Raw genomic sequence first — 24,035 nt, 5'->3', positions numbered from 1 at the left:
CTGAGCGGCAGGAGTCATCAGCCCATGTCCGGGCGGTTATCAGGGGGACCCCATCCCCTTGTATTTTGCATTATAATAATTATAAGCTCCTCCCGTTGTCAAGAGAAAAAAGGACTCTGATCGGAAATAAAAAGACTTTCCATATCTCCAATGGCACCATCAAATTACATGCTTACTCCTTTCCCTCTGGCTTTGGTCGCCATTCCTTATCTGCAACCCACCCCTCCGTTGCGCCGGTAATAATGTCGAACCGTGGTACGTAAGGCTTGATATCAAGCAAAGGAGTTTTATCAAGGACATCTACCCCCTCTATCTCTAGAATGTTCTTGTCTCTTCTTATTAGCTTTACAATTGACATACCAATACCATTTGGTCTGCATGGATGTCTCGTTGCAAATATACCGTGTGGTTCGTCATCCAGGAAAGTGGACCGTATCAGCTGTACTTCCCCTGCCCTGTCGAACTGATAAAATAAATAAATGTGTGAAAATGTCTCTATATCCTTTAGCCCTGCCTCATATTGTTCAAAGACTTCTACACGACCCGTAACACCAGAACTATAGACTGGCTGGATCGGGCATTCGTCTTTTGTCATATAAGGGGAATGTATTATACCAATCGGTTCTGTCATTTTTATCATTTTGTCTTGTCCCTGTCCCAATAACAAAACACGAAGCTATTTACTTCTTGGCAGCCGGAATCATCCAGTCAGTTATTGGAGCCAACATCTTCTTGTCTGGGTCAGCCTTGTATATTCGACAATAATCTGCAGCTACATGGTCGTCTGGACCCAATGTAATTGGACCACAAATTCCATTCGTATCAAGTTTGTTTATACTTTCCAGGGCATTAACAAACCCTTCAATAGTTAAATCTTTCCCTGCACGTTTAAATCCCTCTGCCCATACCAATGAAGAAATCCAACCCTGCATATATGTTCTAATACGATAATCTATTTCGGGCTGATACTTATAACTTATGCTCTTTAAATTATTCATGCCCGGGCTCTTGTCATACCAGGAGTTATAAGAATTAACTCCCATCAAATTGTCAACAGAAAACGGTAGGTTGCGAAGAATGTCGTCCTCACAGGTATAATGATTACCGAAAAATATGCTCTTTAGTTTAAATTTCTTTGCCGTTTTGACGACATTAATTGCAAACTCAGAGGACATTGGAATTATAATGTAATCGGCATTAGCTTTCTTTAGATTGAGCACCTGAGATGTAGAATCCATGTTCATTAGGGATATAACCTCTACACCAGCAAGTTGAATTCCATAGAATCTTGCCCTCTCCTGTGCAGCCCTGAGACAGACATTTCCATATTCAACATCTAGATATACAACTGCAATTCGTGGATTTTCCAGTTTTAATACATTTATCAAATAATCAAACATAACACTAATCTGGTTCTCGTAAGGTGTAGCCGCGATGAAAATGTACCGTTGCGTCGGATGGACTAAACTTATAGCCTGAGATATACCGATAGACGGCACTTTTAATTTCTCGATCTGTCTTTTTAAAACCATGGTCTGCCCTGTTCCTTCAGGACCAAAGAGACTAAATATCTTATCCTTGTAAAGAAGTTTCTTAAAAGTAGCTGATGAAAGGGGAATGGAGTATCGGGTATCCTCTACTATAAGCTGTATCTTTCTTCCGTGAATACCACCCTGGTCGTTTATGTTCCTATAATAGTTCCTCATTGCTCCAACCCAAGCTGTAAAATGGTCCGCTGCTGGCCCTGTAATACTGGCCTGGGCACCTATCTTTATAGTGTCGCCAGTAATACCCCTTACTTGTTCAGAATACCCATATTCACCTCCCAAAATGAACGGCAATGCAAACGACAAAATAAATATAACTGTCAAATTACGCCACCTAACTAAACTTCCTGATTTCATACTAAAATCCTCCCTTTTAACTTATATTGGATCCCAAACTTTGCGATAGAGGTTTCTAGGCTGCACAAAGTCATCGTTTGGGTGTGTAAAGGGATAACGCCCTGCTTGGCCCGAAAGGTCAAAAGAAGGCTCACTGACCTTGAATCTGGCTTCGCCCCCCCCGAAACTATTGTGCCAGTAGTTGATGCCACCACCATTAGCGGCATCCTTTCTTTGTTTATGAGGTTACATCTGTATAACGCCCATCATCACACGCGGGCAGAGTTACCATAGTTTATGGTACAGACAATGCATGCCGGAGACTGAAAAATTGTTTCAAGCGGTACGGTACTGCCCGTCTTTGTGCATAGTGTGTTCAGGCGAATTTTATATGATAATAGTTCTATGTATTCAATGTCGATGATTAGAAGTTACGGCCACGCCCCTGTCCTCCTCTGCGCTTGCCATATCCCTCTTTACCACCGCGACTATCGGTACGAGGACGAGCCTCATTCACGTTAAGAGTTCTTCCTTTCAACTCTTTGCCATTTAGGTCATCAATTGCAGATTGACCTTCAGCTTTAGAGGGCATTTCCACGAATCCAAATCCCTTTGACTGACCACTATCCCTGTCTTTTATAATAGCGGTGGATTCAACCTGCCCGAATTGTTCGAAAGCCAACCGTAAGTCCTCTTCGGTGACCTTATACGACAAATTTCCTACATAGATCTTCATTCTAATCTCCTTTTGCTGGTTTTTTATTTGTTAGAGAGTTTAATAATAGAACTGTTCTATTCTAAAATTTATTTGCTTTCACCTCCTATCAAAGCATAACAATGAGCGTCACACGTTTCTGAAAGGCCGTCCGCAGCGTTTCAGAAATCGCGTACAAGCTGTTGTTGTATATCCCATCTCATCCCACGATCAGAAGAGCAATTTAACTCCTCCCTGATGCAGCAAACTTATACTCATCTTGTAAAATTGCAATACAATTTTACAAGAGTATTATAAAATTTTTATCTTCCAGATTGTGCCTTCGGGTCCATCTTCCAGAACAATACCCTTTTCGGTCAGCCGATTTCTAATATCATCTGCCAGATTCCAGTTTTTTTCTGATCTGGCACTTGCCCTTTCTTCTATCAGACGAAGGATTTCTTTTTCATCTATCTCTAGCTCATAAATTCCTTTTAACCTTTGTTTCTTAAAATAATCCTCCGGGTCTGTGTTGAATAAACCAAGAACAAAGCCAATCTTGTTTAATGTATCTCTTCCATATTTCAGTATGCCAATGGAGTTCGGGGATCTGGCAAGTCCTCTTTTGTCGCTTATATATCTGTTCAGTGCCTTTACCCCATCATAGATATAACCGATGGCAAGGGCAGTATTGAAATCATCATCCATTGCCTCTTCAAATTTTACAGGAAGATCGGATAATGTTCCACATACCTCCTTCTCTATTTCATTCAGGCTTTCCAATGAAAGACTCTTATCCTCGTTTTCACTCCCTGTAAGGTCATTTATATTTTTGAGGGTGGTGTATATTCTATCCAGGCCTTTTTTGGACTCTTCTATATTTTTATAAGAGAAATCGACAGGGCTTCTATAATGATTGGAGAGCAAGAAAAGACGAATCACCTCCGGATGGTATCGCTCAACTATCTCCTTTATGGTGAAGAAATTCCCAAGGGATTTTGACATCTTTTCTTTGTCAATATTTACAAAACCATTATGCACCCAGTATTTGACAAAAGGTTTCCCTGAAGCCCCCTCTGATTGGGCCTTTTCATTTTCATGGTGAGGGAATATGAGGTCCTTTCCTCCACCATGGATGTCAAATGTTTCTCCAAGATACTTCTGGCTCATTGAAGAACACTCTATATGCCACCCAGGTCTCCCCTTTCCCCATGGACTATCCCAGGAAGGCTCCCCTGGTTTGCTTGCCTTCCAGAGAGCAAAATCCATGGGGTTCTCCTTCCTCTCATCGATTTCCACTCTGGCTCCTGCATACATTTCCTCGATAGTCCTTCCGGAAAGCTTTCCATACCCATGAAATTTGTTTACTGAAAAGAATACATCATTTTCTATCCTGTATGCATATCCGTTTTCAATAAGCTTCTCAATGGTCTTTATCATATCGGGGATGTGATCTGTTGCCTTTGGTTCTATAGTTGGTGGAACAATCCCGAGTAATTTCATATCATTGCTGAACTCTTCTATATACCTTTCCGAGATCTCCTGACAACTGACCTTTTCAGTTCCTGCCCTGTTGATTATTTTGTCATCAACGTCTGTGAAGTTTCTCACATAGGTCACCTCATAACCCTTATGCCTGAGATACCTGAAGATGACATCAAAGACAATTGTTGAACGGGCATGACCTATATGGCATAGGTCATATACAGTAACCCCACAGACATACATGCCCACTTTGCCTTTCTGTAAAGGTTCGAAGTCCTCTTTGCTTTTTGTCAATGTGTTATATACCCTCAATGTCATTCTGTTTTTCTCCTGTCGAAGTAGTATCCTTCTGGTCCTTCCCGAAGCTTTCTCAATTCATCTTTTTTCACACGGTGAGTCAACGTCCTTGGGAAATCCTTCCTATATACGATATATCGGGGAATCTTAAAATATGCCAACCTTTCTTCACAGAACTGGATCAACTCAGTAGGTGAAACAGTTTCATGGGTCTCTCCCTCTTCAAGGATAACATATGCCTTTACCTCTTCGCCCCGAAGCTCATCAGGAAATGCAATGACAGCCACTTCCTCTACCTTTGGATGAGATCGGATCACTTCTTCTACCTCCAGAGAAGAGATATTTTCGCCACTCCTTCTTATAATATCCTTTTTTCTGTCGACAAAATAGAAAAAGTTATCCTCATCTCTATAGGCATTATCCCCTGTGTGGAACCATCCTCTTTGCATTGAAATTGCCGTAGTCTCTGCATCTCTGTAGTATTCTTTAAAGAGCATGGGTCCTCTCATAACAATCTCACCTACTGTACCTGAGGGGACTTCTCTGTCATCTTTGTCAAATATCTTGATCTCATTGGGACCCTGGGGTCTCCCGCATGAGCCCTTTTTGTGGGGTCCATTAATATGCTCGATGGTTAACCCCCCTTCACTCATTCCCCAGTCCTGAAGCATCTTACATCCCCATCTCCTGCCCAGTCGCTCTGAAAGCTCAGGATGGCCAGCGCTTAACACAACTCGAAGGGTGTTATTTTTTTCGTACTCTGTGACCGGGAGTTTGTCTAAAAAGGCGAGGATCGCCCCTATGCAGTGGAATACCGTGCAGTTGTATTGACATACCTGTTGCCAGAACAGTCGAGGACGAAAACGGTCTATAAGGGCAATACTTGCACCAGTTATTAGAGACGTCGTAGTGATGACCCACTGGGCACCTGCATGGAAAAGCGGAAGAACACAGATAAAGCGGTCCTCAGATGTTACAAGGAGGTTATCCTTAATTGCTTCTGCAAAGGCGATATAATGGAAATGGCTGAGTACACACCCCTTTGGTTCACCTGTCGTACCTGAGGTATAAATAACGGAGAGCACATCATCTCCGGTCAATTGTTCTTCTGGCAAAAGATCGCTGTCTTCATTTATGATACGGGAGAAGCTGGTTGTCTTCGGGTACTCGTTGTTTCCCATACAGAAGACGCTCTTTAGGTGGGGTAAGTCCTCACGCTTTCGTTCAATGATTTCTCTGTAGAGGTCAAAATCGGCAATCAGCGTATTTGCCTCAGAATGGTCCAAGATGTAAGATGCCTCTCTCTCTTTAAAGGCAACGTTTATAGGAACCATAATTGCCCCTAATCTGGCTATGGCAAACCAGCCGTAGAGGAATTCTGGACAATTATTGAGAAATAAGGCTACCCGATCTCCCTTTTTAACACCTTCTTTTTTTAATGCAGATGCTACGCTGTTGACCCTTTTACCAAAAGTGCTGTAAGAAATTTCATTATCCCTGAATAAGAGAAAGGCCTTATCAGGTTGAATTTCTATCTGGCGTTTCAATGCGTCATTTAAATTCATGATTCCCCCTGAGAATTTGCTGACCAATAAAAATTCTTTGTTTTCATCGAGGAGTCATTATATAATAAGATCAATTGCTGTCAAATTAAATCCAGACCATTTGATATAAATCTCTTTAGGTAACGTAATCATCAGTTGACAGAGTGGAATCTGAATGTTTACAAACAGGTCGTTTGTCCATGCAGTCTTTTCTCTTTATAGTTTCTTGGCTATCAATTTTTCTTGTCTTTCCAAGTAGTTGTAGTTTTATCAAGTACGTTTACTCCTTTGGCACGACTTTTGATTTATTTAAAGTGTTTATAGGGATTGTCGGGTTTTCATATGTTTGAATCTATAGTTGATGCCCTTTATAAAATATTTGAAGATTGTGCTTTATGCCCAAGACAATGCCATGTCAACAGGAGGGTTGGCCAATTGGGTTATTGTAATGCCGGATCAAATTTGAAGGTGGCAAAGGTGATTTCCCACTTTGGTGAGGAGCCGGCAATTTCAGGAAACCAAGGTTCCGGTGCGATATTCTTCAGCCACTGCAACCTGAGATGTAGCTTCTGCCAAAACTATCAGATAAGTCAACTGGGTATGGGGGAAGGGATGTCTCCTGAAGAGCTTGCAAATAAGATGCTTTCACTCCAAGATTCTGGGTGTCATAACATAAACCTTGTGACACCAACGCCATACTTGCCCCATATAGTAAAAGCCGTTTCAACGGCAAAGGCTGATGGCTTGAGGATACCGATTGTATATAATACAAACGGTTATGAGAAAGTAGAGATCTTGAAATTACTGGAGGGGATAGTAGATATATACCTTACTGATGCCAAATACGGAAGTAATAAAGCTGCCTCTTCTTATTCCAGAGTAGAGAACTATTTGGAGCATAACATCTCAGCTTTGAAAGAGATGAAGAGGCAGGTTGGTAATCTTAAGTTGAACAATATGGATATTGGGAAAAAAGGTATTATTGTAAGACACCTGATACTTCCAGGTAATGGTGCAGAATCCTTTTCCCTTTTAGATATGGTTGCCAGAGAACTGGGGACAGACATATATATAAGTCTTATGGGACAGTACTTTCCCAGGTATAAGGCATTGGATAGTGAGGATTTGGGAAGAAGACTAACCAATGAGGAATTTGAGGGGTACCACTGTGCCCTAGAATCAAGAGGCTTTGAAAATGGATGGATCCAGTATCCCGACCATGTTGATGGTGGTTTTCTGCCTGATTTCCAAGTAAAAGATGGATGGAATTAGAACGTAAAAATGAATGAATGTTCATTTTTTTACTTGACGACGCCTAACTTGCGTGTTACAAATAAAGTCTACTAGAGTTTTAAAAAAGTATCCCTTTTTGCTTCAGTTGAAAAAAGCGTGAACTGTGAACCGATAACCGTGAACGGTTACTTTTAGTTTAACAGAAGAGAGTTGAACAATGATATACCAATTGAATGCCGATGTAAGAAATTTTGGGAAAGCTATATCTGAACTCAGTGATGTGGATATATATGCGTGTTACCAGTGCGGTAAGTGTACTGCAGGTTGTCCCATTGTTATGGAGATGAGCCATACCCCAAATCAGATAATGAAGTTGATTCAACTGGGACTGAAAGAGGAGGTTTTGAATTCTCTGACGCCCTGGTTGTGTGCCTCTTGCGAAACCTGCACAACCCGTTGCCCGAAAGGGGTAGACATCGCCAAGATTATGGATACCCTTAGGATACTTGCCCGCAAAGAGGGTTATCAATCTAAGGAACCAAATGTGGTAAACTTCAATGATATTTTTTTGAACTGTATAAAGAATAAGGGGAGATTACAGGAAACACATTTGGCTATGATGTATAATTTAAAAACCAGGCAGTTTTTTAAGGATGCTGATATAGGCCAGAAGTTATTTATGAAGGGAAAGATATCCCTTACCAGTGATAGAATAAAAGGGACTGATGTGATGAAAAACATCTTTGAGAAATCAAGGGCGTTTTTGGGCAAAGGGGAATAGATTATGGTGTACGGATATTATCCAGGCTGCTCCTCTCATGGCACAGCGAAGGAATACGATATTTCCACGAAGAAGGTTTGTGAGAGATTAGGATTGAAACTGGAAGAAGTAAGAGATTGGAATTGTTGTGGTGCCTCGCCAGCCCACGTTACCAGTGAAGAACTGGCTCTGGCATTACCCTTCAGAAATCTAGCCCTGGCTGAGAAACAAGGTCTGGATAGCATAATGTCCACTTGTTCTGCCTGTTACAATCGCCTTAAAGTTGCCCATGAGACAATGAAAAAAGCCCCTGAGATATTGAATAGAATAAGCGAAATAGTTGGAGAGCCTTATAATAAGACTCTTAAGGTTATCCACTTCCTGGATCTTATCTCGAAGGAGTTTGGTGTAGAGAAAATAAAGGAAAATGTGATGAAGCCTTTAACGGGGTTAAAGGCTGTATCATATTATGGTTGTCTTTTGACAAGGCCTCCAGAACTGGTGACTATTGACCCTGATGCAGAAAATCCCACGATAATGGAGGAGATTATAGAGGCACTGGGGGCAGAATCGCCGTATTGTTCTCACAAAACGGAGTGCTGTGGCGCCAGTTTTGCCCTGGATAGAACGGATATTGTCTTGAGATTGAGCAACGAAATCCTTAAAGCAGCCAGGTTTGCTGATGCTGATTGTATCGTTGTTGCCTGTCCTTTGTGTTTTGCCAACCTGGATATGAGACAGTCACAGATAGCTTCGAAATATGGTGTTAATTATTCCTTACCTGTTTTATTTATCTCCGAATTGATGGGTATAGCTATGGGAATGGGCTATAAGGAACTTGGGATTGATAAGCATATTGTTAGCGCAAAGAATCTATTAAAGGAAAAGGATTTGATATAAAAAAGGGCTTTGGAAAAGTATCCCTTCAAAGTCCCCAATCTAAAGAAGGGGTGTCACTGTGTCAAGAATTGGAGTATTTATCTGTCACTGCGGTGTGAATATATCAAGCATCGTAGATGTAGAAAAAATTACTGAAGAGTTGGCAAAAGAAGATGGGATAGCCTTCGCAACAGAATATAAGTACATGTGCTCAGATCCAGGGCAGAAGATCATCAAGGATGCCATTAAAGAGCACAACCTGGACGGAATAGTGGTAGCCTCCTGCTCTCCCAGATTGCACGAGAGAACATTCCAGATGTGTATAGAGGCAGGCGGCCTTAACAGGTACAAACTCGAGATGGCCAATATTCGGGAGCAGTGTTCCTGGGTGCATAAAGACAAAGAATTCGCAACAGAAAAGGCTAAAGACCTGATCAGGATGGCTGTAGCCAAGGTTCGAAAGAACCAGCCTCTTACCCGGTTTTCCAGCCCGGTTTTTAAAAAGGCACTGGTAATCGGTGGAGGTATTGCCGGGATGCAGGCATCCATAGACATCGCCAAGGCTGGATACAAGGTTACCTTAGTGGAAAGGACTCCGACTATTGGCGGGAGGATGGCACAACTGGATAAGACATTTCCCACCTTAGACTGTTCTGCCTGAATACTTACACCCAGGATGGTGGAGTCATCCCAAAACGAAAATATAGAGATACTTACTTATTCAGAGGTTGAAGAAGTCAGTGGATATATAGGCAACTTTGATGTAAGGATTCGCAAAAAGGCCCGTCTCGTTGATATGAAGAAGTGCACAGGATGTGGAACCTGTTATCAGAAGTGCCCTGTAAAGGTTCCCAGTGAATTCGACATGGAGACAGGCATGAGAAAGGCTATATATATCCCTTTTCCCCAGGCTGTCCCGAATGTACCTGTTATCGATAAAGAACACTGCAGGATGTTTACCAAGGGTAAATGCCAGATTTGTCAGAAGCTCTGTCAGGCAGGGGCAGTAGATTACGAACAGGAAGACGAGGTCATTGAAGATAAATTTGGTGCCATTGTGGTAGCAACGGGGTACGACCTTTTCGATGCCAGTGTCTACGGTGAGTATGGCGGTGGAAGGTTTAAGGATGTTATTAGCGGCCTCCAGCTGGAGAGGCTGATAAGCCCGGCCGGCCCCACAGGAGGACACATAGTTAGACCGTCAGATGGAAAGGAACCGAAGAATGTTGTCTTCATCCAGTGTGTAGGGTCTAGGGATCCTGAAAAGGGATTTCCTTATTGTTCCAATGTTTGTTGCATGTACACAGCGAAACACGCGGTATTGCTTAAGGAACATATCCATGACGTTCAGACTAATATATTCTATATGGATATCAGATCAGGGGGGAAGAACTATGAGCAGTTTGTGCAGCGGACAATGGAACAATATGGTGCGTTGTATATCAGAGGAAGGGTCTCAAAGATTTACCAGCGGGGGGATAAATTAATAGTTAAAGGGGCAGATACCCTGGCAGGCATTCAGGTAGAGGTAGAGGCGGATTTAGTTGTGCTGGCTACAGCGATAACTGCACGCCACGATTCGAAGGAATTAGCCAAAATCCTGGGTATACCTTATGACCAATTTGGGTTCTTCACGGAATTGCACCCAAAACTGGCTCCTGTTGAAACGGTCACATCCGGGGTCTTTCTGGCAGGTGCCTGTCAGTCTCCGAAAGATATTCCAGATAGCGTTGCTGCTGCCAGTGGTGCAGCGGTAAAGGTTGCAGCCCTATTCAGCAGCGACGAACTTTCCCTGGAACCACTGGTCTCAAGTATAGACACCGCTGTCTGCTCTATGTGCAAGGCATGTATGGATGTCTGTCCTTACAAAGCTATCCAGGAGGAAGAGATCAACCTGCGGGACGGAACCAAGAAAAAGCAGCTCAAGGTACTGGAAAGCGTGTGTCATGGCTGTGGGGCATGTGTTTCTACCTGCAGATCCTCCTGTATTATGCTGAAAGGGATGACTGATGAGCAAATCTTTGAGGAATTGATGGCGGTAGCTCAGTAAATTACAAAGAGGTTGGATTATGGAAGAGACAAAATGGGAACCAAAGGTAGTGGGGTTTTTGTGTCACTGGTGTAGTTATGCTGGTGCAGACCTGACCGGTTCAGCTCGTCTGGAATACCCCCATAACATAAGGATCATAAGAGTTCCCTGTTCTGGAAGGATAGACCCTATGTTTATTCTAATGGCACTGCAAAACGGGCTTGACGGTGTTTTGGTTTCTGGTTGCCACCCGGGAGATTGCCATTATCAGTCTGGGAATTTTCATGCAAGAAGAAAATTTGCAGTGACCAGGAAGCTCCTTGAATACGTTGGGATTGAACCGGAGAGGGTTCAATTTAGCTGGGTTGCTGCATCTGAAGGGCCTAAAATGGCTCAGGTAGTAAAGGAATTTGTGGAGGGAGTGAGGAAGGTAGGCCCTAACAGACTTTTTAAGGATGAGATAAAAGATGGAGAATAGATTAAAAGAAGAGGCCAGGAAGCTCTTAAAGGAAGGTAAAGTTGACTACATAGTGGGGTATGGAAAGGGAACCGTTAAGTTTAGAACTTCCCCATTGATAACGAATAGAGAAGATGATCTTGAAGGTCTGGTTATTAATCCTTTTATAGTAAATAATCTGTGCAGATATACTACTGAGATAAAAGGGAAGTTAGGGATAGTAGTAAAGGGCTGTGATTCCCGGTCTCTTGTGAGCCTGATGCAGGACAATAAAGTAAACAGGGATGAAATGGTAATATTGGGAATCCCCTGCGAGGGAGTTGTTGATATAAAGAAATTAGAGGAACAAATAGGTGCAGATATTGATCAGGTAAAGGAGATAGATAAGGAAGGCGATAACCTTATTCTACAAATGGATGGTTCGAAAAAGACAGTTCCCTTTAGAGATGTGATCTTTGACAAGTGTTTTGGATGTGAGCACCCAACGCCTCTCGAATACGACATGCTCTTAGGCAGTGAAGTATCTCCAAGAGTTCAAATAGAAAAGAGTCTGAAAAAGATAAAAGAATTTGAAGGTATAAATGCTCCGGAGAGATGGAGGTATTGGAAGGAACAGTTCAGTAAATGTATTCGCTGCTATGCCTGCAGAAATGTTTGTCCTGCATGCTTCTGCGAAAGATGTTTTGTCGATGTAAACATCCCGCAATGGATTGCTACATACGGAAGTTGGCAGGACAATCTCGTATTTCAATTGATAAGGACCCTCCATGTTGCAGGAAGGTGTTCAGACTGTGGAGAATGTGAACGGTCGTGCCCTGTGGGGATCCCTTTGAGAAGTTTGCAGAGGAAGATGGTGGAAGAGGTCAAATGTCTTTTCAATCATGAGACAGGTGTGGACAAGGATGCTTCCCCGGTCTTTACCCATTATGAAGCTACAGATCCAGAGGAATTTATTAAATAAGAGAGATAACTATGGGCTATAAGAAGATCAGAAAAGACCAACTAAATACGTTTCTTAGGGAACTGAGGAAAGACTATGCAGTAGTTTTGCCTTCCCGGTCAGGAGGACAGGTAGCTTTCAGTACCTGGGGTGGTGAAAATACGGATTTTCTTGACTGGTATAAGAATACGGTTATACCCCCCAAAGCCCTTTTTTTCCCCCCTGTAGAGGAGATGTTTCGTTTTCGTAAGGGGGAAGATGGATATGCGATAGAGGAGTTAATGCCTGATAGAGGGCAGCAGATTGTCTTTGGCATAAGGCCATGTGATTCCAGGGCTTTAAAGATCATAGATATGTTATTTGCCGATACCTACAGGGATCCTTATTACCTCAGAAGAAGGGAAAATAGTCTCCTTATTGGTTTGGGCTGTAACGAACCTTGCGATACCTGTTTTTGTGCCTCCATGGACATCTCTCCAGGGCAGTCTGAAGATGTAGATATACTGTGTACGGATGTTAGCGATAGCCTTTTAATAGAGCCTATATCCGAGAGAGGGAATAATCTCTTGTCAAGGATGAGTGGGCTCTCTGGTGCTGGCAGTGAGGAAGAATCAAAGGCAAAAGAGCTGAGAAAATCGGCAAAAGAGAGAATAGCCAGAGAGATAAACTTGTCTGGATTACAGGAGAAGATGAGGTCAAATTTTGAAAACAGGGGGTATTGGGAGAAGGTGTCAAAGAAATGCATGGCATGCGGCATATGCACCTATGTATGCCCAACCTGTCATTGCTTTGATATAAATGATGAAAATAGGAAGAAGGAAGGCAAAAGGGTCAGAAGCTGGGATAGCTGTAAGTTTCCATTGTTTACCAGAATGCCTATGGAGAACCCCCGTCATGAAAAATGGAGGCGAATGAGACAGAGGTATCACCATAAGTTTGAATATTATCCTATGAATTTCGGTGCCATAGCCTGTACGGGATGTGGAAGGTGCATAAGAGAATGTCCTGTGAATGTGGATGTTACGGAGATAATAGGAGGGATTTAATGCCTCCTATTTTTAATAAAAGCGTATTTTTAGAGGAGAGCTTTATTCCATGATAGTTGAAGCTAAAAAGGATAAAAACGATTCGGTAATGGAAGAGGGAAACGTCTATGTGCCTCATGTGATGAGGATTGAAAAGGTAATCCAGGAAACCCAGAATATTAAAACCTTTCATTTTAATTTCAAGGACGAAACCCAGAAGGCTCAATTCGGATTTAAATCCGGACAGTTCGCTGAATACTCTGTATTTGGGATAGGAGAAGCCACCTTCTGTATATCTTCAAGTCCCACAAGGATGGACCACTTGGAATTTAGTGTAATGAAGGTAGGAAAAGTAACCCAGGCTATCCATGAACTCCAGGAAGGAGACGAGATAGGTTTTAGGGGACCATATGGGAACTGGTTTCCTTTAGATTTGATTCAGGGCAAGAATCTTGTCTTTGTTGGTGGAGGGATTGGTTTGGCGCCTTTGAGGTCTTTGATCTGGAATGTCCTTGATAACCGTAATATTTACAAGGACATAGTTATCCTGTACGGTGCAAGAAGCCCGGCAGACCTATCTTTCAAATATGACTTAGAGGCATGGGAGAAAGATGATAGAGTGAATATGTATACCACTGTGGACAGGGGAGATGATAGCTGGACCGGCAGAGTGGGACTTATCCCGCCAGTTTTAGAAGAGATAAGTCCCTCTCCAGAGAATACCGTAGCTATTACCTGTGGTCCTCCCATAATGATAAAGTTTACACTGCAATCGTTAGAAAAATTGGGATTCACCAATGACCAGATAATAACCACCCTGGAAATGAGAATGAAATGCGGTATAGGTAAATGTGGAAGATGCAACATTGGAAATATATACGTATGTAAAGATGGTCCTGTCTTTACATGTGACCAGATCCGTAATTTCCTTTCTGATGAGTTTTAACCTTCAGTCCTTTTACAGTCAGTCCCGATCTTCAAACCTAACAACACAATCACTCATCCTTTTCATCTGAGAATACGTTTCTGACAGGCGAGACGCCTGTCCTGCTGATTATAAGATTACCACCCATGGTAGTCCGCCAGAGGCGGATAGGCTGTCCTGGCAGCAATTCCTGAACCTGCCAGGAACAGATTTTCATCATCCTTTGTGATCCGTAGTATCATGAGTGTTTCGTTTGTTCTGAAAAGTTCCTAGTTTTTTGTACGTAAATTCACCCTTTAAGAAGTCATCAAGCTTAGTTCACAGGAATCGTCCTTTGGCAATAATTTTATTGACTATATCGCTAAAATGTGTTAAATTTTTAAAAAAAACAATGAAAGGAGAGGTAGGTACTATCGGATGTTTAAGATTGGAGATATAGCAGTATATCCTTCCCATGGCGTAGGGGTTATTCAGTCTATCGAGAACAAAAAGATTTTCGATAATGAACAGACATTCTTTATATTCAGGATATTAGACAGTGATATGACTATAATGATTCCGATAAATAATATTGCAATGGTTGGTTTAAGAAGGGTGATTCACCTGGAAGAAGTTCCCAAAGTATACGACATATTAAAAAAGAAGGATATTGAGATTGAAAATCAAACATGGAATAGAAGATATCGTGAGTATATGCAGAAGATTAAGAGCGGTTCAGTATTTGAGGTTGCCGAGGTTCTCAGAGACCTCTTCATCTTAAAATTAGAAAAGGACCTTTCTTTTGGAGAAAGAAAGATGTTAGATGCTGCCAGGAACCTTTTGGTAAAAGAACTCTCCATCGCTCAAAATAGTTCTGAAAAGATAATAGAAGATAACATTATGAGTATTTTTAATTGTTAGGATGTTGCCCTTATACGCGTATACTACATCTTGTCTAAATTCAAAGTATTTTTAGCCTAGCCATTTATCCCTGCCCGCAGGAGAGGGGTGAATGGCTGATTTTCATGTACAGAATCTAACTTTAACATAGCTTACCCATTATGATGAAGTCGTAAAAAGTCAAAAATCAGACGGCACGGTAATCCGCCAGAGGCGGACCAGATGCAAGGCGCGTAAATCCGAAGGAATAAGGCGTACTTACCTGTACGCTGCAATGACTGAGAATGCAGCGGAATCCGCCTCAGGCGGACAGATGGACTTTTTACGAAGCCGTCAATTATCAAAATTCATAGGAAGGGAGGTGACATTGAATATGGGTACTACTGTTTTACGTATTTTTTTGATTTTATTCTGCTCGGCTGTTGGTTACTATGCTGCTTATGAGTTGTTGAATTCTGTTTACCCGGCATTGTGGGGAGCAATATTAGGTTCAATCATTTCAGCCGTAATTCTTATCTTAGAACAACGCATTGTAAGGTATCCTTTGAGGGCTATAATCGGAGGATGCATAGGGTTAATCGCTGGTCTTATTATAGCAAACCTGTTTTCGTATATATTTTTACTTGGGTTACTTAAAGGGCAGATAAGCGGTCTTTTAGTTCATATATTAACAAATTTTATTATCGGCTACTTAGGCTTAAAGATAGGAAGCAAAAAAGGAGAAGAATTCCATCTTTCTGATTTAGCGAAGCTTTATAAAAGACAGCCTTTGGGAGAAAGTCCTAAAATCTTAGATACCAGTGTGATAATAGATGGCAGAATAGCTGACATCTGTGAAACTGGTTTCATTGAGGGAACATTTATAATACCCCAATTTATTCTTCAAGAATTACAGCATATTGCCGATTCTTCTGATTCAATTAAGCGAACCAGGGGCAGGAGAGGTTTAGATATTTTGAATAAGATGCAAAAACAGGTCGACCTTGATGTGAGAATTGTCGAACATGATTTTCCAAAGATAAAGGATGTCGATACTAAGCTGGTAGCCCTGGCTAAAGAAATGAACGCAAAGGTTATTACTAATGATTTCAACCTGAACAAGGTGGCAGAACTTCAGGGGATCTCTGTCTTAAATATAAACCAACTTGCAAATGCTCTCAAACCCGTGGTTCTACCGGGTGAGGTTATGAATGTCAGAATACTGAAAGAGGGTAAGGAATCAGGGCAGGGGGTGGCATATCTCGATGATGGTACTATGGTTATAGTAGATAATGCTAAAAAGCATATGGGGAAAAACATTGAGGTAACTGTAACCAGTGTTCTTCAAACTACTGCTGGGAGGATGATTTTTACTGAATTAAAAGACGAAGCACCGGCTGAGCTTGTTCATAATTTAGGGTACTAGTTAAGAGGATTACATGAGGGTTATTGCCGTTATCCCCGCTGCTGGTGTGGGGAAAAGAATGGGTAAAGGTATTAATAAGCCATTTCTTCACATAGGCAATAAACCAATCTTAGCTCAAACCCTTTTAAGGTTTGAATATTCAACAAATGTCAGTGAAGTTTATGTTGTTGTTTCCAAAAAAGAGGAAATACGTTGCAGAGAAGATATAGTAAAAAAATATAATTTGAAAAAAGTTACCAAGATAGTTATAGGTGGTGTTGAAAGACACGATTCTGTTAGGAACGGTCTGAATGCAATCGAATCTAAGTGCGATATAGTGATGATACACGATGGCATTCGCCCCTTTATTACCACTCAACTCATAGATGAATGCATATCAAAGACCCTCCAATATAATGCAGCTGTAGTTGCTATTCCAATAAAAGAAACGGTTAAAGCCATTTCTCCTGATGGAGAAATAATAGAAACATTGGATAGAAATAAGCTCTGGCTTGCCCAGACTCCTCAGACATTTAAGTATGATATTATAAAGAGGGCTTACGAAAATGCCTCTCAAAATAATATTTGCGGAACTGATGATTCATCCTTGGTAGAGCTTTTAGGGGTAAAGGTTAAAATCATAGTGGGTTCTTATGAGAACATCAAAATTACAACACCGGAGGATTTGATTATAGCTGAGGCCCTTCTTAAAAATTGACAGTTGACAGTATTGTAAGACTGAATGGTTACCCACATTAATTTGAGGTTTGAGGCTGAATTATGAAAGTAGGCTTTGGTTATGATGTTCATCAATTGGTAGAGGGCAGGAAGCTTATATTGGGTGGTGTAGAGATACCTTATAAAGAAGGGTTACTGGGACATTCTGATGGCGATGTTCTCCTTCATGCTATTTGTGATGCCTTACTTGGAGCTATCGGAGCAGGGGACCTGGGTAAGCATTTTCCTGAGAGTGATCTGAAATTTAAGGGTATATCCAGTTTAGAGTTACTGCGTGTGGTAAAAATTTTAAAAGAAGAGAGAAGGTTCAGGACAAACAACATTGATTGCACCGTAGTGGCCCAGAATCCCAAGTTGGCTGAATACATACCCAGGATGGAGGAAAACATTGCCGAGGCATTAGAGATTGATGCCAGGAAAGTTAATGTAAAGGCTACCACAACAGAGGGATTGGGTTTTACTGGCAGGGGGGAGGGGATAGCTGCCTATGCAGTGGTCTCGGTGATATCTGTTGAGTTTTAGAACCATAGATTGCCTAACAGAGGAAACTTAAATAAGAGAGTGTTACTGCCCCTCTCGGTCCAACAGCAAGCTTAAGCTTGCTGTTGGTAAAAAGAAATTCAACAGCAGGCTTAAGCCAGCTGTTGTAAGGTAAAAAAAGAGTATTAGGGAATAACTAAATTGCTCAGGACAGTCTATTTTTGGACCGTGATTACTCTTTCTACTATAATAGCTCTATTCGTAATTGCTTTAAGCCTCCCCTTTGATAAGGAGGGCAGGGCAATCAGGTTTTATGCTAATATATGGGGCAGATTGAATCTCTATACCAGTGGTGTGAAACTTCAGGTAAGTGGACTTGAGAATATCATTAAGGATAAACCCCAGATATTTATGGCAAATCACCAGAGCATTTATGATATTCTTGCATTAATTACGCTGCCTCTTCATTTTACATGGATAGCAAAGAAAGAGTTATTCAGGATTCCCTTCTTGGGGTGGGCAATGGTCTTAGCAGGCTGTGTAAGCATTGATAAATTTAATCCCCGTAATACCCTGGGTGGTATGGACTATGTCCATGCCAAGATACAAAAGGGGGCTTCGATTATGATCTTTCCTGAGGGAACAAGGAGTTATGATGGGATGCTCCAACCTTTCAAAAAAGGAGGGTTTACTCTGGCTATGAGGGCTAAAATTCCCATAGTCCCGATTACACTGACAGGTACTGGAAAGGTTATGCAAAGGGGTACCAGGAAGGTTCGTCCTGGAAATATTAAGATTATAATTGATAAACCTATAGAGACCCTTAATTTAGGATTAAAGGACAGGGGAAACCTTATTTATAGAGTACATGAAGTAATCAGCAGGAATCTTTCCTAAAATGTGTCTTTCTGAGTGATGGGGATTTTTGATGCTAGCTCTCGTTTCAAGAGGAAACTTTAATGACTGTTCTTCAAGCGATTGCCCTTGGTATCCTTCAGGGTTTAACAGAATTTTTGCCTGTTAGCAGCTCAGGCCATTTGGTTATAGCGCAGCATTATTTAAAGGGGTTTAATCAGCCAGGGGTTCTATTCGATGTTTTGTTGCATATGGGAACATTATTTGCTGTTTTAATGTATTATTGGAGGGATATTATCGGTATTCTGAGGTCATTTATCACTAAGGTGGATGCGCCAGGGAGCCGTAAAAATGTTGATTGTAACTCATATGACTCACAGCGGAAACTGGGATTATTGATTATTGTCGGAACCATACCCACTGCAATTTTAGGGTTTTTCTTTAAGGATTACGTTGTGATATTGTTCTCTTCCGTAAAGTTAACTGCCTGCATGCTGATTGTAACTGGTATTCTTCTGGCCATTGCTGACCGTGTCAAAGAAAGAAAGCGGAAAGTAAGCTCTTTAACTTTTAAAGATTCTGTATTTATTGGTTTTGTTCAGGGACTCTCCATTACGCCTGGTATATCCAGATCAGGTTCTACAATAGCTACCGGCTTATTCAGAAAGATCGATGGAAAAGATGCTGCAAAATTTTCTTTTTTACTGTCCATTCCTGCAGTACTTGGTGCAATCGTACTGGAGATTCCACAGGCATCTCATATCCAGGCTGGTGAAATTCCAGCCTATCTTTTGGGCACCCTGAGTGCTATGCTAACAGGTATTCTTGCCATAAAATTCTTGATCAGAACCCTAAAGCAAGAGAAGCTGAGATACTTTGCTTATTACTGCTGGCTTCTTGGATCAGTAGTTATAGCCTTTGGTTAATCTCTATGATATGTTTTAAAAGTTCTCGTTTCTAAATTAATATAAAACTAGCAGCCAAATTGGAGGTGAGATGAATAAGATAGTATCTTTCATCTCTAAAAACAGAATAATAAGGGAAGTCTTTGGATTAATAATCTTTGCCGTAACTGTTTTCATCACTTCCAGCCTGATATCTTATGATCCAGCAGACCCATCATTTAATAACTATGCCCCTAACTTAACTAAGGTTAATAACCTGTGGGGGGTTGTTGGGGCTTATTTATCTGATGGTCTTTTACAGGTTTTTGGTTTAGCTTCTTATCTCTTTTCGATTATTCTGTTTGTCGTTTCTTTCCGGTTGTTTGTCAGGAAAGAGGTCAAATTCAATTTATACAAGTTGATAAGTTTTGTTTTCTTGCTATTATCAACAACCGGAATTTTAAGCATGGGATTTACTCAGATAAATTTTTTTGACCAGCCAATCATTGCGGGAGGAGTTTTAGGCGGAGTTTTGGTCAGTGAGTTAATAAGATACTTTAATAAAATGGGGGCTTATACGCTACTCATTTTAGTTTTTATATCCTCTTTAATGATTAGCGCAAACATGTCTTTTGTATGGCTTGTAAATAAAATCACAGGGTTATTAGCGAATATGTTGGAGCGTTTTAAAAGTGATTCTATCATATACAGAGGTAGACTCAAACGTGCCAGGGGAAAATCATCGACCGTAGAAAAAAAGAATATGCCCTGGGGGTCTAAAACCCCTGTCATTATTGATTCCTCATGGAAGGATCAAGAAACGACCCCGATACAGAAAGAATTTGACTTAACGAAGGCAAAAGGTAATTATCAATTACCCTCCCTATCGCTTTTAGAAGACCAGGAACAAAAGACTGCCAAGGTAGATAGAGAGAGCTTAATAATGAATTCCAAGATTCTTGAGAAAAAACTTTCCGATTTCGCGGTAGAAGGAAGGGTTACAGAAGTCAGCCCTGGACCTGTGATAACCATGTATGAATATGAGCCTGCACCGGGGATTAAGATCAATCGAATAGCAAATCTGTCTGATGACTTGGCACTGGCACTCAGTGCTATCAGTGTTCGGATAGTAGCTCCTATCCCTGGCAAGTCTGTTGTAGGGATAGAGATACCAAATTCTGTAAGAGAGGCGGTTTTTTTTAAGGATATAGTTAGTCAGGACACTTACCAGAAAGCTACTTCAAAGCTTACTATAGTTTTGGGGAAGGATATATTCGGAAACCCCGTGGTCACAGATCTTGCAAAGATGCCACATTTGTTGATAGCCGGGGCAACAGGAACAGGTAAGAGTATATCTGTAAATTCAATGATATGTAGTCTTTTGTATAAGGCCACCCCGGAAGAAGTAAAGATGATAATGATAGATCCCAAAAGGCTGGAACTGTCAGCCTACGATGGGATTCCACATCTTTTAAACCCGGTAGTAACCGAGCCCAAACAAGCTGCTACAGTATTGAAATGGTTAGTTGAGGAAATGGAGCGCAGGTATCGGCTGCTGGCAGAAAAAGGGGTCAGAAATATAGACCGTTATAACCAGAAGCTGGAGAGTGAATCAATAGCCACCACCCGGATAGTTGTAGACCTGAAGAAGGGTTCTTCATTAAATGAAGAACCTGAATCCAAAGAGCGACATAAAAGGTTACCTTATATTGCGGTGATTATAGATGAATTAGCGGACCTGATGATGATTTCATCAAAGGAAGTGGAGGAATCCATAGCCAGGTTAGCTCAGATGGCAAGGGCAGCTGGGATTCATATGATTGTTGCCACACAGCGCCCTTCTGTAGATGTATTAACCGGTATAATTAAAGTGAATTTTCCTGCCAGAATTTCTTTCCAGGTGTCGTCCAAAATAGATTCACGTACTATTCTTGATGCAAACGGTGCAGAACACCTGCTAGGGTCAGGGGATATGCTTTTCCTGTTACCGGGCACCTCAAAGCTCCAGCGAATTCATGGGGCATATCTTTCTGAGGGAGAGATTAAAAGAGTGGTTGCTTTTATTAAAGGGCAAAGTCACCCAGATTATAACCAATGTATACTTGAGCCTAGAGGAGATGTCTATTCCAGAACAGATGATGAATATGACGAGAAGTATGATGAAGCCGTTGAGTTGGTTGCCAATGCAAGACAGGCTTCAATTTCAATGATACAGAGACATCTGAGAATAGGTTATAACAGGGCAGCCAGAATAATTGAGAGGATGGAAGAGGAGGGGGTAATTGGACCATCAGATGGGGTTAAACCAAGGGAGGTTTTGATAAGAAAGCTTTGAGTAAGATGGCTAATGGGAGATATATGGGAATCTATCGATTTATACTCCTTTTTGGAGTGATATTAACGCTTTCGCTTTCTTTCCCCAACCCGACGTTGGGTATTCCTCTGGAAGAAATAGTTGCTAAGGTTCAAGGGGTTTATCAGAGAACAAAGGACTTTAAAGCCGAGTTCATTCAGGAGTCTACCCTGAAAACCCTTAATAAGACTCAAGTGGCAAAGGGGAAAATATACTTTAAGAATCCAGGCAAACTGCGTTGGGATTATTATCATCCTGATAAACAGGAGGTTGTTACAGACGGGAAGACCCTCTGGATGTATATGCCCCAGGATAGACAGGTGATGATAAGTGAGCTGTCAAAGGTGTATCGTTCAAATACCTCTACCTTTTTCCTGTCTGGAATGGGGAACCTCAAGAGAGATTTTGATGTCCAGTTGGTTCAGCCGACTCTCAACAACGGAGAGAAGGGCTATCTGTTGAGGCTCGTCCCTAAAGAACCTCAGTCGAATCTTAACGAGCTGTTTCTTTTGGTAGACAGAGTTACCTTTCAGGTAATGGGGACCTATTTTAACGATTTCTATGGAAACCTTATTCGAATTAAATTCAAAAATCCCGTTGTAAACCTAGGATTGTCAGATTCAATATTCGTCTTCACTATTCCTAAGGGTGTTGAGGTTATTGAATCTCCGCAGATGCTTCAGAATCAATAAAAACTTTGCATACGTTATGCTTATTGCGATTTATATTCAAAAAGTAGTAAGTTCCTGACTTCCAACCATAATTACTTATAATAAGCAGATCCGCCAAGGTATATCAAAAAGCAAAAAAATCTCCTATGAAAACAAAAGAACGTGTGAGCCTGGTCAGTCTGGGTTGTCCGAAAAATCTTGTTGATACCGAGGTAATACTGGGATTATTAATTGAAAACGGTTACCGGATATCTCAGAAAGAGGAAGAAGCCGAAATAATCATAGTTAACACTTGCGGTTTTATTAAAGAGGCAAAAGAAGAATCCATAGAGACGGTACTGGAACTTGCAGAGCTCAAAAAGAAGGGAAACTGCCGTTTGTTAGTTGTAACAGGATGTCTGCCTCAGCGTTATCAGGATGTCCTTGCAGAGGAACTGGCCGAGGCAGATATCTTTATTGGTACCGGAGAGTTTCAAAGGGTAGTTGAAATTTTAGATGAAGTGAAAGGGTCTGCAAATCCGTTAAAAAGTTATATTGGTGTTCCTGAGTTTATATATACTGATAAAACCCCTAGGGTGAATACCTTTGCTGATTACAGTGCTTATGTCAAGATAGCAGAAGGGTGTTCTAATTCTTGTTCTTACTGTGTTATCGGGAAAATACGGGGCAAATTTCGCAGTAGACCCCTAGACCATATTATAAATGAAGTAAAAAATCTGGTGAGAATGGGGGTAAAAGAGATTAACCTGATTGGGCAGGATACTACCCTGTATGGTAGAGATCTTAATCCAGTTACAGATCTGGAAGAGTTGTTGAGAAGATTGAGTAAGGTTGACAAGCTTGAATGGATTCGCATCCTATATGCCCATCCTGCCCATTTTACTGAAGGCCTGGTTAAGGTGATAAAAGAAGAGGAAAAGGTCTGTAACTATATAGATCTGCCAATACAGCACATCAACGATAAGATATTAGAAGCTATGAACCGAAAGACAAAGGGTACGTTTATCCGGAAGTTGATAGAGAGACTGAGAAGAGAAGTTCCAAATATTTGTATTCGTACATCTCTTATCGTTGGGTTTCCGGGGGAGACCGACGAGCAGTTTGAGGAGTTGTTGAGATTTGTTAAGGACATAGAGTTTGATAGACTTGGTGCTTTTGAGTATTCCAGGGAAGAGGGTACACTGGCATCTGCCTTCCCGGATCAAATTTCGAAAAAAATAAAGACAAAAAGATACAGAAGATTAATGGAAACCCAGAAAGAGATTGCATTGAGGAATAATAAAAGACTTATAGGTACTAATAAAAAGGTTCTCATAGAGAAACTAAATGAGGATACTGGATTATTGAAAGGGAGAATTCCTTCACAGGCTCCGGATGTAGATGGGGTAACGTACCTTACCAAAGGGCAGGCATCCCCGGGTGGAATTTTTGATGTTGTTATTACAGGTGTGCATGAGTATGACTTAATTGGAGAACTAATAATCAAATAAAATGCCATTTTTAGATTGACAAAAAATGAATTTTTTGTATTATCCGTTTCCTAATCAGATGCTATTGCTATTTAGAGATATATACCATGGTAATTCTGGTTAATTAGGGTAACTAAAAGGGATATTATGGGAATAAGGGGATAAGATTAA

23 protein-coding genes and 1 riboswitch are annotated in these 24,035 nt (G+C 41.2%); of the genes, 17 read left to right on the top strand and 6 right to left on the bottom strand.

Annotated features, from left to right (window positions below; all coding sequences use genetic code 11):
* Position 1: 1 nt before the first annotated feature.
* A riboswitch (Fluoride riboswitch) is annotated at positions 2–67 on the bottom strand.
* A 105-nt stretch (positions 68–172) separates the two neighbouring features.
* The 5 genes from tsaA to AB1401_12430 all read right to left on the bottom strand — a co-directional run bounded on the left by tsaA (position 173) and on the right by AB1401_12430 (position 5,924).
* On the bottom strand, positions 173–640 hold the full coding sequence (tsaA, locus tag AB1401_12450) for a tRNA (N6-threonylcarbamoyladenosine(37)-N6)-methyltransferase TrmO (GenBank protein MEW6616256.1): 468 nt from the start codon (positions 638–640) through the stop codon (positions 173–175).
* 40 nt (positions 641–680) lie between these two features.
* Positions 681–1,904 carry an ABC transporter substrate-binding protein gene (locus tag AB1401_12445; GenBank protein MEW6616255.1) on the bottom strand — a complete coding sequence of 408 codons (1,224 nt, stop codon included), beginning with the start codon at positions 1,902–1,904 and terminating at the stop codon, positions 681–683.
* Between the two features lie 403 nt (positions 1,905–2,307).
* Positions 2,308–2,619 carry an RNA-binding protein gene (locus AB1401_12440; GenBank protein ID MEW6616254.1) on the bottom strand — a complete coding sequence of 104 codons (312 nt, stop codon included), beginning with the start codon at positions 2,617–2,619 and terminating at the stop codon, positions 2,308–2,310.
* Positions 2,620–2,889: 270 nt separating this feature from the next.
* The gene (cysS, locus tag AB1401_12435) at positions 2,890–4,380 is read right to left on the bottom strand and encodes a cysteine--tRNA ligase (protein ID MEW6616253.1); all 1,491 of its coding nucleotides are present in this window, start codon (positions 4,378–4,380) and stop codon (positions 2,890–2,892) included.
* Entirely contained in the window at positions 4,377–5,924 is a 1,548-nt protein-coding gene (locus tag AB1401_12430; GenBank protein ID MEW6616252.1) for an AMP-binding protein, read from the bottom strand. The genes cysS and AB1401_12430 overlap by 4 nt, the downstream gene beginning before the upstream one ends.
* A gap of 321 nt (positions 5,925–6,245) precedes the next feature.
* Between AB1401_12430 and AB1401_12425 the strand changes: the two genes are divergently transcribed.
* From AB1401_12425 to AB1401_12390, 8 genes are all read left to right on the top strand, one after another.
* Positions 6,246–7,175: a radical SAM protein gene (locus AB1401_12425; protein ID MEW6616251.1), complete on the top strand. Its 930-nt coding sequence runs from the start codon at positions 6,246–6,248 to the stop codon at positions 7,173–7,175.
* A gap of 178 nt (positions 7,176–7,353) precedes the next feature.
* Entirely contained in the window at positions 7,354–7,917 is a 564-nt protein-coding gene (locus tag AB1401_12420; protein ID MEW6616250.1) for a 4Fe-4S dicluster domain-containing protein, read from the top strand.
* Positions 7,918–7,920: 3 nt separating this feature from the next.
* The gene (locus tag AB1401_12415; protein ID MEW6616249.1) at positions 7,921–8,796 is read left to right on the top strand and encodes a CoB--CoM heterodisulfide reductase iron-sulfur subunit B family protein; all 876 of its coding nucleotides are present in this window, start codon (positions 7,921–7,923) and stop codon (positions 8,794–8,796) included.
* A 58-nt stretch (positions 8,797–8,854) separates the two neighbouring features.
* Positions 8,855–10,825 (top strand): CoB--CoM heterodisulfide reductase iron-sulfur subunit A family protein, encoded by a 1,971-nt coding sequence (locus tag AB1401_12410; GenBank protein ID MEW6616248.1) that lies wholly within the window; start codon positions 8,855–8,857, stop codon positions 10,823–10,825.
* A gap of 19 nt (positions 10,826–10,844) precedes the next feature.
* Positions 10,845–11,282 (top strand): hydrogenase iron-sulfur subunit, encoded by a 438-nt coding sequence (locus AB1401_12405; GenBank protein ID MEW6616247.1) that lies wholly within the window; start codon positions 10,845–10,847, stop codon positions 11,280–11,282.
* Complete coding sequence (locus AB1401_12400; protein ID MEW6616246.1) at positions 11,272–12,222, top strand: 4Fe-4S dicluster domain-containing protein; 951 nt, start codon at positions 11,272–11,274, stop codon at positions 12,220–12,222. Before AB1401_12405 ends, AB1401_12400 begins: the two co-directional genes overlap by 11 nt.
* A gap of 11 nt (positions 12,223–12,233) precedes the next feature.
* Entirely contained in the window at positions 12,234–13,247 is a 1,014-nt protein-coding gene (locus AB1401_12395) for a 4Fe-4S dicluster domain-containing protein (protein ID MEW6616245.1), read from the top strand.
* A 49-nt stretch (positions 13,248–13,296) separates the two neighbouring features.
* On the top strand, positions 13,297–14,172 hold the full coding sequence (locus AB1401_12390; protein MEW6616244.1) for an FAD/NAD(P)-binding protein: 876 nt from the start codon (positions 13,297–13,299) through the stop codon (positions 14,170–14,172).
* 49 nt (positions 14,173–14,221) lie between these two features.
* Here the strand turns inward: AB1401_12390 and AB1401_12385 are convergent, their stop codons facing one another.
* Positions 14,222–14,371, bottom strand: a complete 150-nt coding sequence (locus AB1401_12385) for a hypothetical protein (GenBank protein ID MEW6616243.1) — start codon at positions 14,369–14,371, stop codon at positions 14,222–14,224.
* Between the two features lie 197 nt (positions 14,372–14,568).
* Here AB1401_12385 and AB1401_12380 point away from each other — a divergent pair, with 197 nt between their 5' ends.
* The 9 genes from AB1401_12380 (at position 14,569) to rimO (ending at position 23,885) form a co-directional block, all read left to right on the top strand.
* Positions 14,569–15,051, top strand: coding sequence for a CarD family transcriptional regulator (locus tag AB1401_12380; protein MEW6616242.1), 483 nt, complete (start codon positions 14,569–14,571; stop codon positions 15,049–15,051).
* A 292-nt stretch (positions 15,052–15,343) separates the two neighbouring features.
* A complete protein-coding gene (locus AB1401_12375; GenBank protein MEW6616241.1) occupies positions 15,344–16,435 on the top strand; it encodes a PIN domain-containing protein in 1,092 nt (363 codons plus the stop codon).
* A 13-nt stretch (positions 16,436–16,448) separates the two neighbouring features.
* Positions 16,449–17,132, top strand: a complete 684-nt coding sequence (gene ispD, locus AB1401_12370; protein ID MEW6616240.1) for a 2-C-methyl-D-erythritol 4-phosphate cytidylyltransferase — start codon at positions 16,449–16,451, stop codon at positions 17,130–17,132.
* A gap of 62 nt (positions 17,133–17,194) precedes the next feature.
* Entirely contained in the window at positions 17,195–17,674 is a 480-nt protein-coding gene (gene ispF / locus AB1401_12365) for a 2-C-methyl-D-erythritol 2,4-cyclodiphosphate synthase (protein ID MEW6616239.1), read from the top strand.
* Positions 17,675–17,833: 159 nt separating this feature from the next.
* Positions 17,834–18,529, top strand: a complete 696-nt coding sequence (locus tag AB1401_12360) for a lysophospholipid acyltransferase family protein (protein MEW6616238.1) — start codon at positions 17,834–17,836, stop codon at positions 18,527–18,529.
* 62 nt (positions 18,530–18,591) lie between these two features.
* Positions 18,592–19,413 (top strand): undecaprenyl-diphosphatase UppP, encoded by an 822-nt coding sequence (gene uppP / locus AB1401_12355; GenBank protein MEW6616237.1) that lies wholly within the window; start codon positions 18,592–18,594, stop codon positions 19,411–19,413.
* Positions 19,414–19,483: 70 nt separating this feature from the next.
* On the top strand, positions 19,484–21,706 hold the full coding sequence (locus tag AB1401_12350; protein ID MEW6616236.1) for a DNA translocase FtsK 4TM domain-containing protein: 2,223 nt from the start codon (positions 19,484–19,486) through the stop codon (positions 21,704–21,706).
* Positions 21,707–21,711: 5 nt separating this feature from the next.
* Positions 21,712–22,416: an outer membrane lipoprotein chaperone LolA gene (lolA, locus tag AB1401_12345; GenBank protein ID MEW6616235.1), complete on the top strand. Its 705-nt coding sequence runs from the start codon at positions 21,712–21,714 to the stop codon at positions 22,414–22,416.
* Between the two features lie 125 nt (positions 22,417–22,541).
* Positions 22,542–23,885, top strand: coding sequence for a 30S ribosomal protein S12 methylthiotransferase RimO (rimO, locus tag AB1401_12340; GenBank protein ID MEW6616234.1), 1,344 nt, complete (start codon positions 22,542–22,544; stop codon positions 23,883–23,885).
* Positions 23,886–24,035: the final 150 nt, after the last annotated feature.

The sequence above is a fragment of the Thermodesulfobacteriota bacterium genome (assembly GCA_040757775.1).
Classification (GTDB): domain Bacteria; phylum Desulfobacterota; class UBA8473; order UBA8473; family UBA8473; genus UBA8473.
The sequence above is the reverse complement of the archived record's forward strand: the minus strand, read 5'-3'. Positions and strand labels throughout refer to the sequence as shown.

What these genes read in the sequence shown, in the direction of transcription:
- AB1401_12395 (MEW6616245.1), top strand. Translation starts at nt 12,234, where the DNA reads ATGGGCTATAAGAAGATCAGAAAAGACCAACTAAATACGTTTCTTAGG.
- AB1401_12430 (MEW6616252.1), bottom strand. Translation starts at nt 5,924, where the DNA reads ATGAATTTAAATGACGCATTGAAACGCCAGATAGAAATTCAACCTGAT.
- AB1401_12425 (MEW6616251.1), top strand. Translation starts at nt 6,246, where the DNA reads ATGTTTGAATCTATAGTTGATGCCCTTTATAAAATATTTGAAGATTGT.
- cysS (MEW6616253.1), bottom strand. Translation starts at nt 4,380, where the DNA reads ATGACATTGAGGGTATATAACACATTGACAAAAAGCAAAGAGGACTTC.
- AB1401_12390 (MEW6616244.1), top strand. Translation starts at nt 13,297, where the DNA reads ATGATAGTTGAAGCTAAAAAGGATAAAAACGATTCGGTAATGGAAGAG.
- tsaA (MEW6616256.1), bottom strand. Translation starts at nt 640, where the DNA reads ATGATAAAAATGACAGAACCGATTGGTATAATACATTCCCCTTATATG.
- rimO (MEW6616234.1), top strand. Translation starts at nt 22,542, where the DNA reads ATGAAAACAAAAGAACGTGTGAGCCTGGTCAGTCTGGGTTGTCCGAAA.
- uppP (MEW6616237.1), top strand. Translation starts at nt 18,592, where the DNA reads ATGACTGTTCTTCAAGCGATTGCCCTTGGTATCCTTCAGGGTTTAACA.
- AB1401_12445 (MEW6616255.1), bottom strand. Translation starts at nt 1,904, where the DNA reads ATGAAATCAGGAAGTTTAGTTAGGTGGCGTAATTTGACAGTTATATTT.
- AB1401_12440 (MEW6616254.1), bottom strand. Translation starts at nt 2,619, where the DNA reads ATGAAGATCTATGTAGGAAATTTGTCGTATAAGGTCACCGAAGAGGAC.
- AB1401_12350 (MEW6616236.1), top strand. Translation starts at nt 19,484, where the DNA reads ATGAATAAGATAGTATCTTTCATCTCTAAAAACAGAATAATAAGGGAA.
- AB1401_12380 (MEW6616242.1), top strand. Translation starts at nt 14,569, where the DNA reads ATGTTTAAGATTGGAGATATAGCAGTATATCCTTCCCATGGCGTAGGG.
- ispD (MEW6616240.1), top strand. Translation starts at nt 16,449, where the DNA reads ATGAGGGTTATTGCCGTTATCCCCGCTGCTGGTGTGGGGAAAAGAATG.
- AB1401_12420 (MEW6616250.1), top strand. Translation starts at nt 7,354, where the DNA reads ATGATATACCAATTGAATGCCGATGTAAGAAATTTTGGGAAAGCTATA.
- AB1401_12405 (MEW6616247.1), top strand. Translation starts at nt 10,845, where the DNA reads ATGGAAGAGACAAAATGGGAACCAAAGGTAGTGGGGTTTTTGTGTCAC.
- AB1401_12375 (MEW6616241.1), top strand. Translation starts at nt 15,344, where the DNA reads ATGGACTTTTTACGAAGCCGTCAATTATCAAAATTCATAGGAAGGGAG.
- AB1401_12385 (MEW6616243.1), bottom strand. Translation starts at nt 14,371, where the DNA reads ATGATGAAAATCTGTTCCTGGCAGGTTCAGGAATTGCTGCCAGGACAG.
- AB1401_12415 (MEW6616249.1), top strand. Translation starts at nt 7,921, where the DNA reads ATGGTGTACGGATATTATCCAGGCTGCTCCTCTCATGGCACAGCGAAG.
- lolA (MEW6616235.1), top strand. Translation starts at nt 21,712, where the DNA reads ATGGCTAATGGGAGATATATGGGAATCTATCGATTTATACTCCTTTTT.
- AB1401_12400 (MEW6616246.1), top strand. Translation starts at nt 11,272, where the DNA reads ATGGAGAATAGATTAAAAGAAGAGGCCAGGAAGCTCTTAAAGGAAGGT.
- ispF (MEW6616239.1), top strand. Translation starts at nt 17,195, where the DNA reads ATGAAAGTAGGCTTTGGTTATGATGTTCATCAATTGGTAGAGGGCAGG.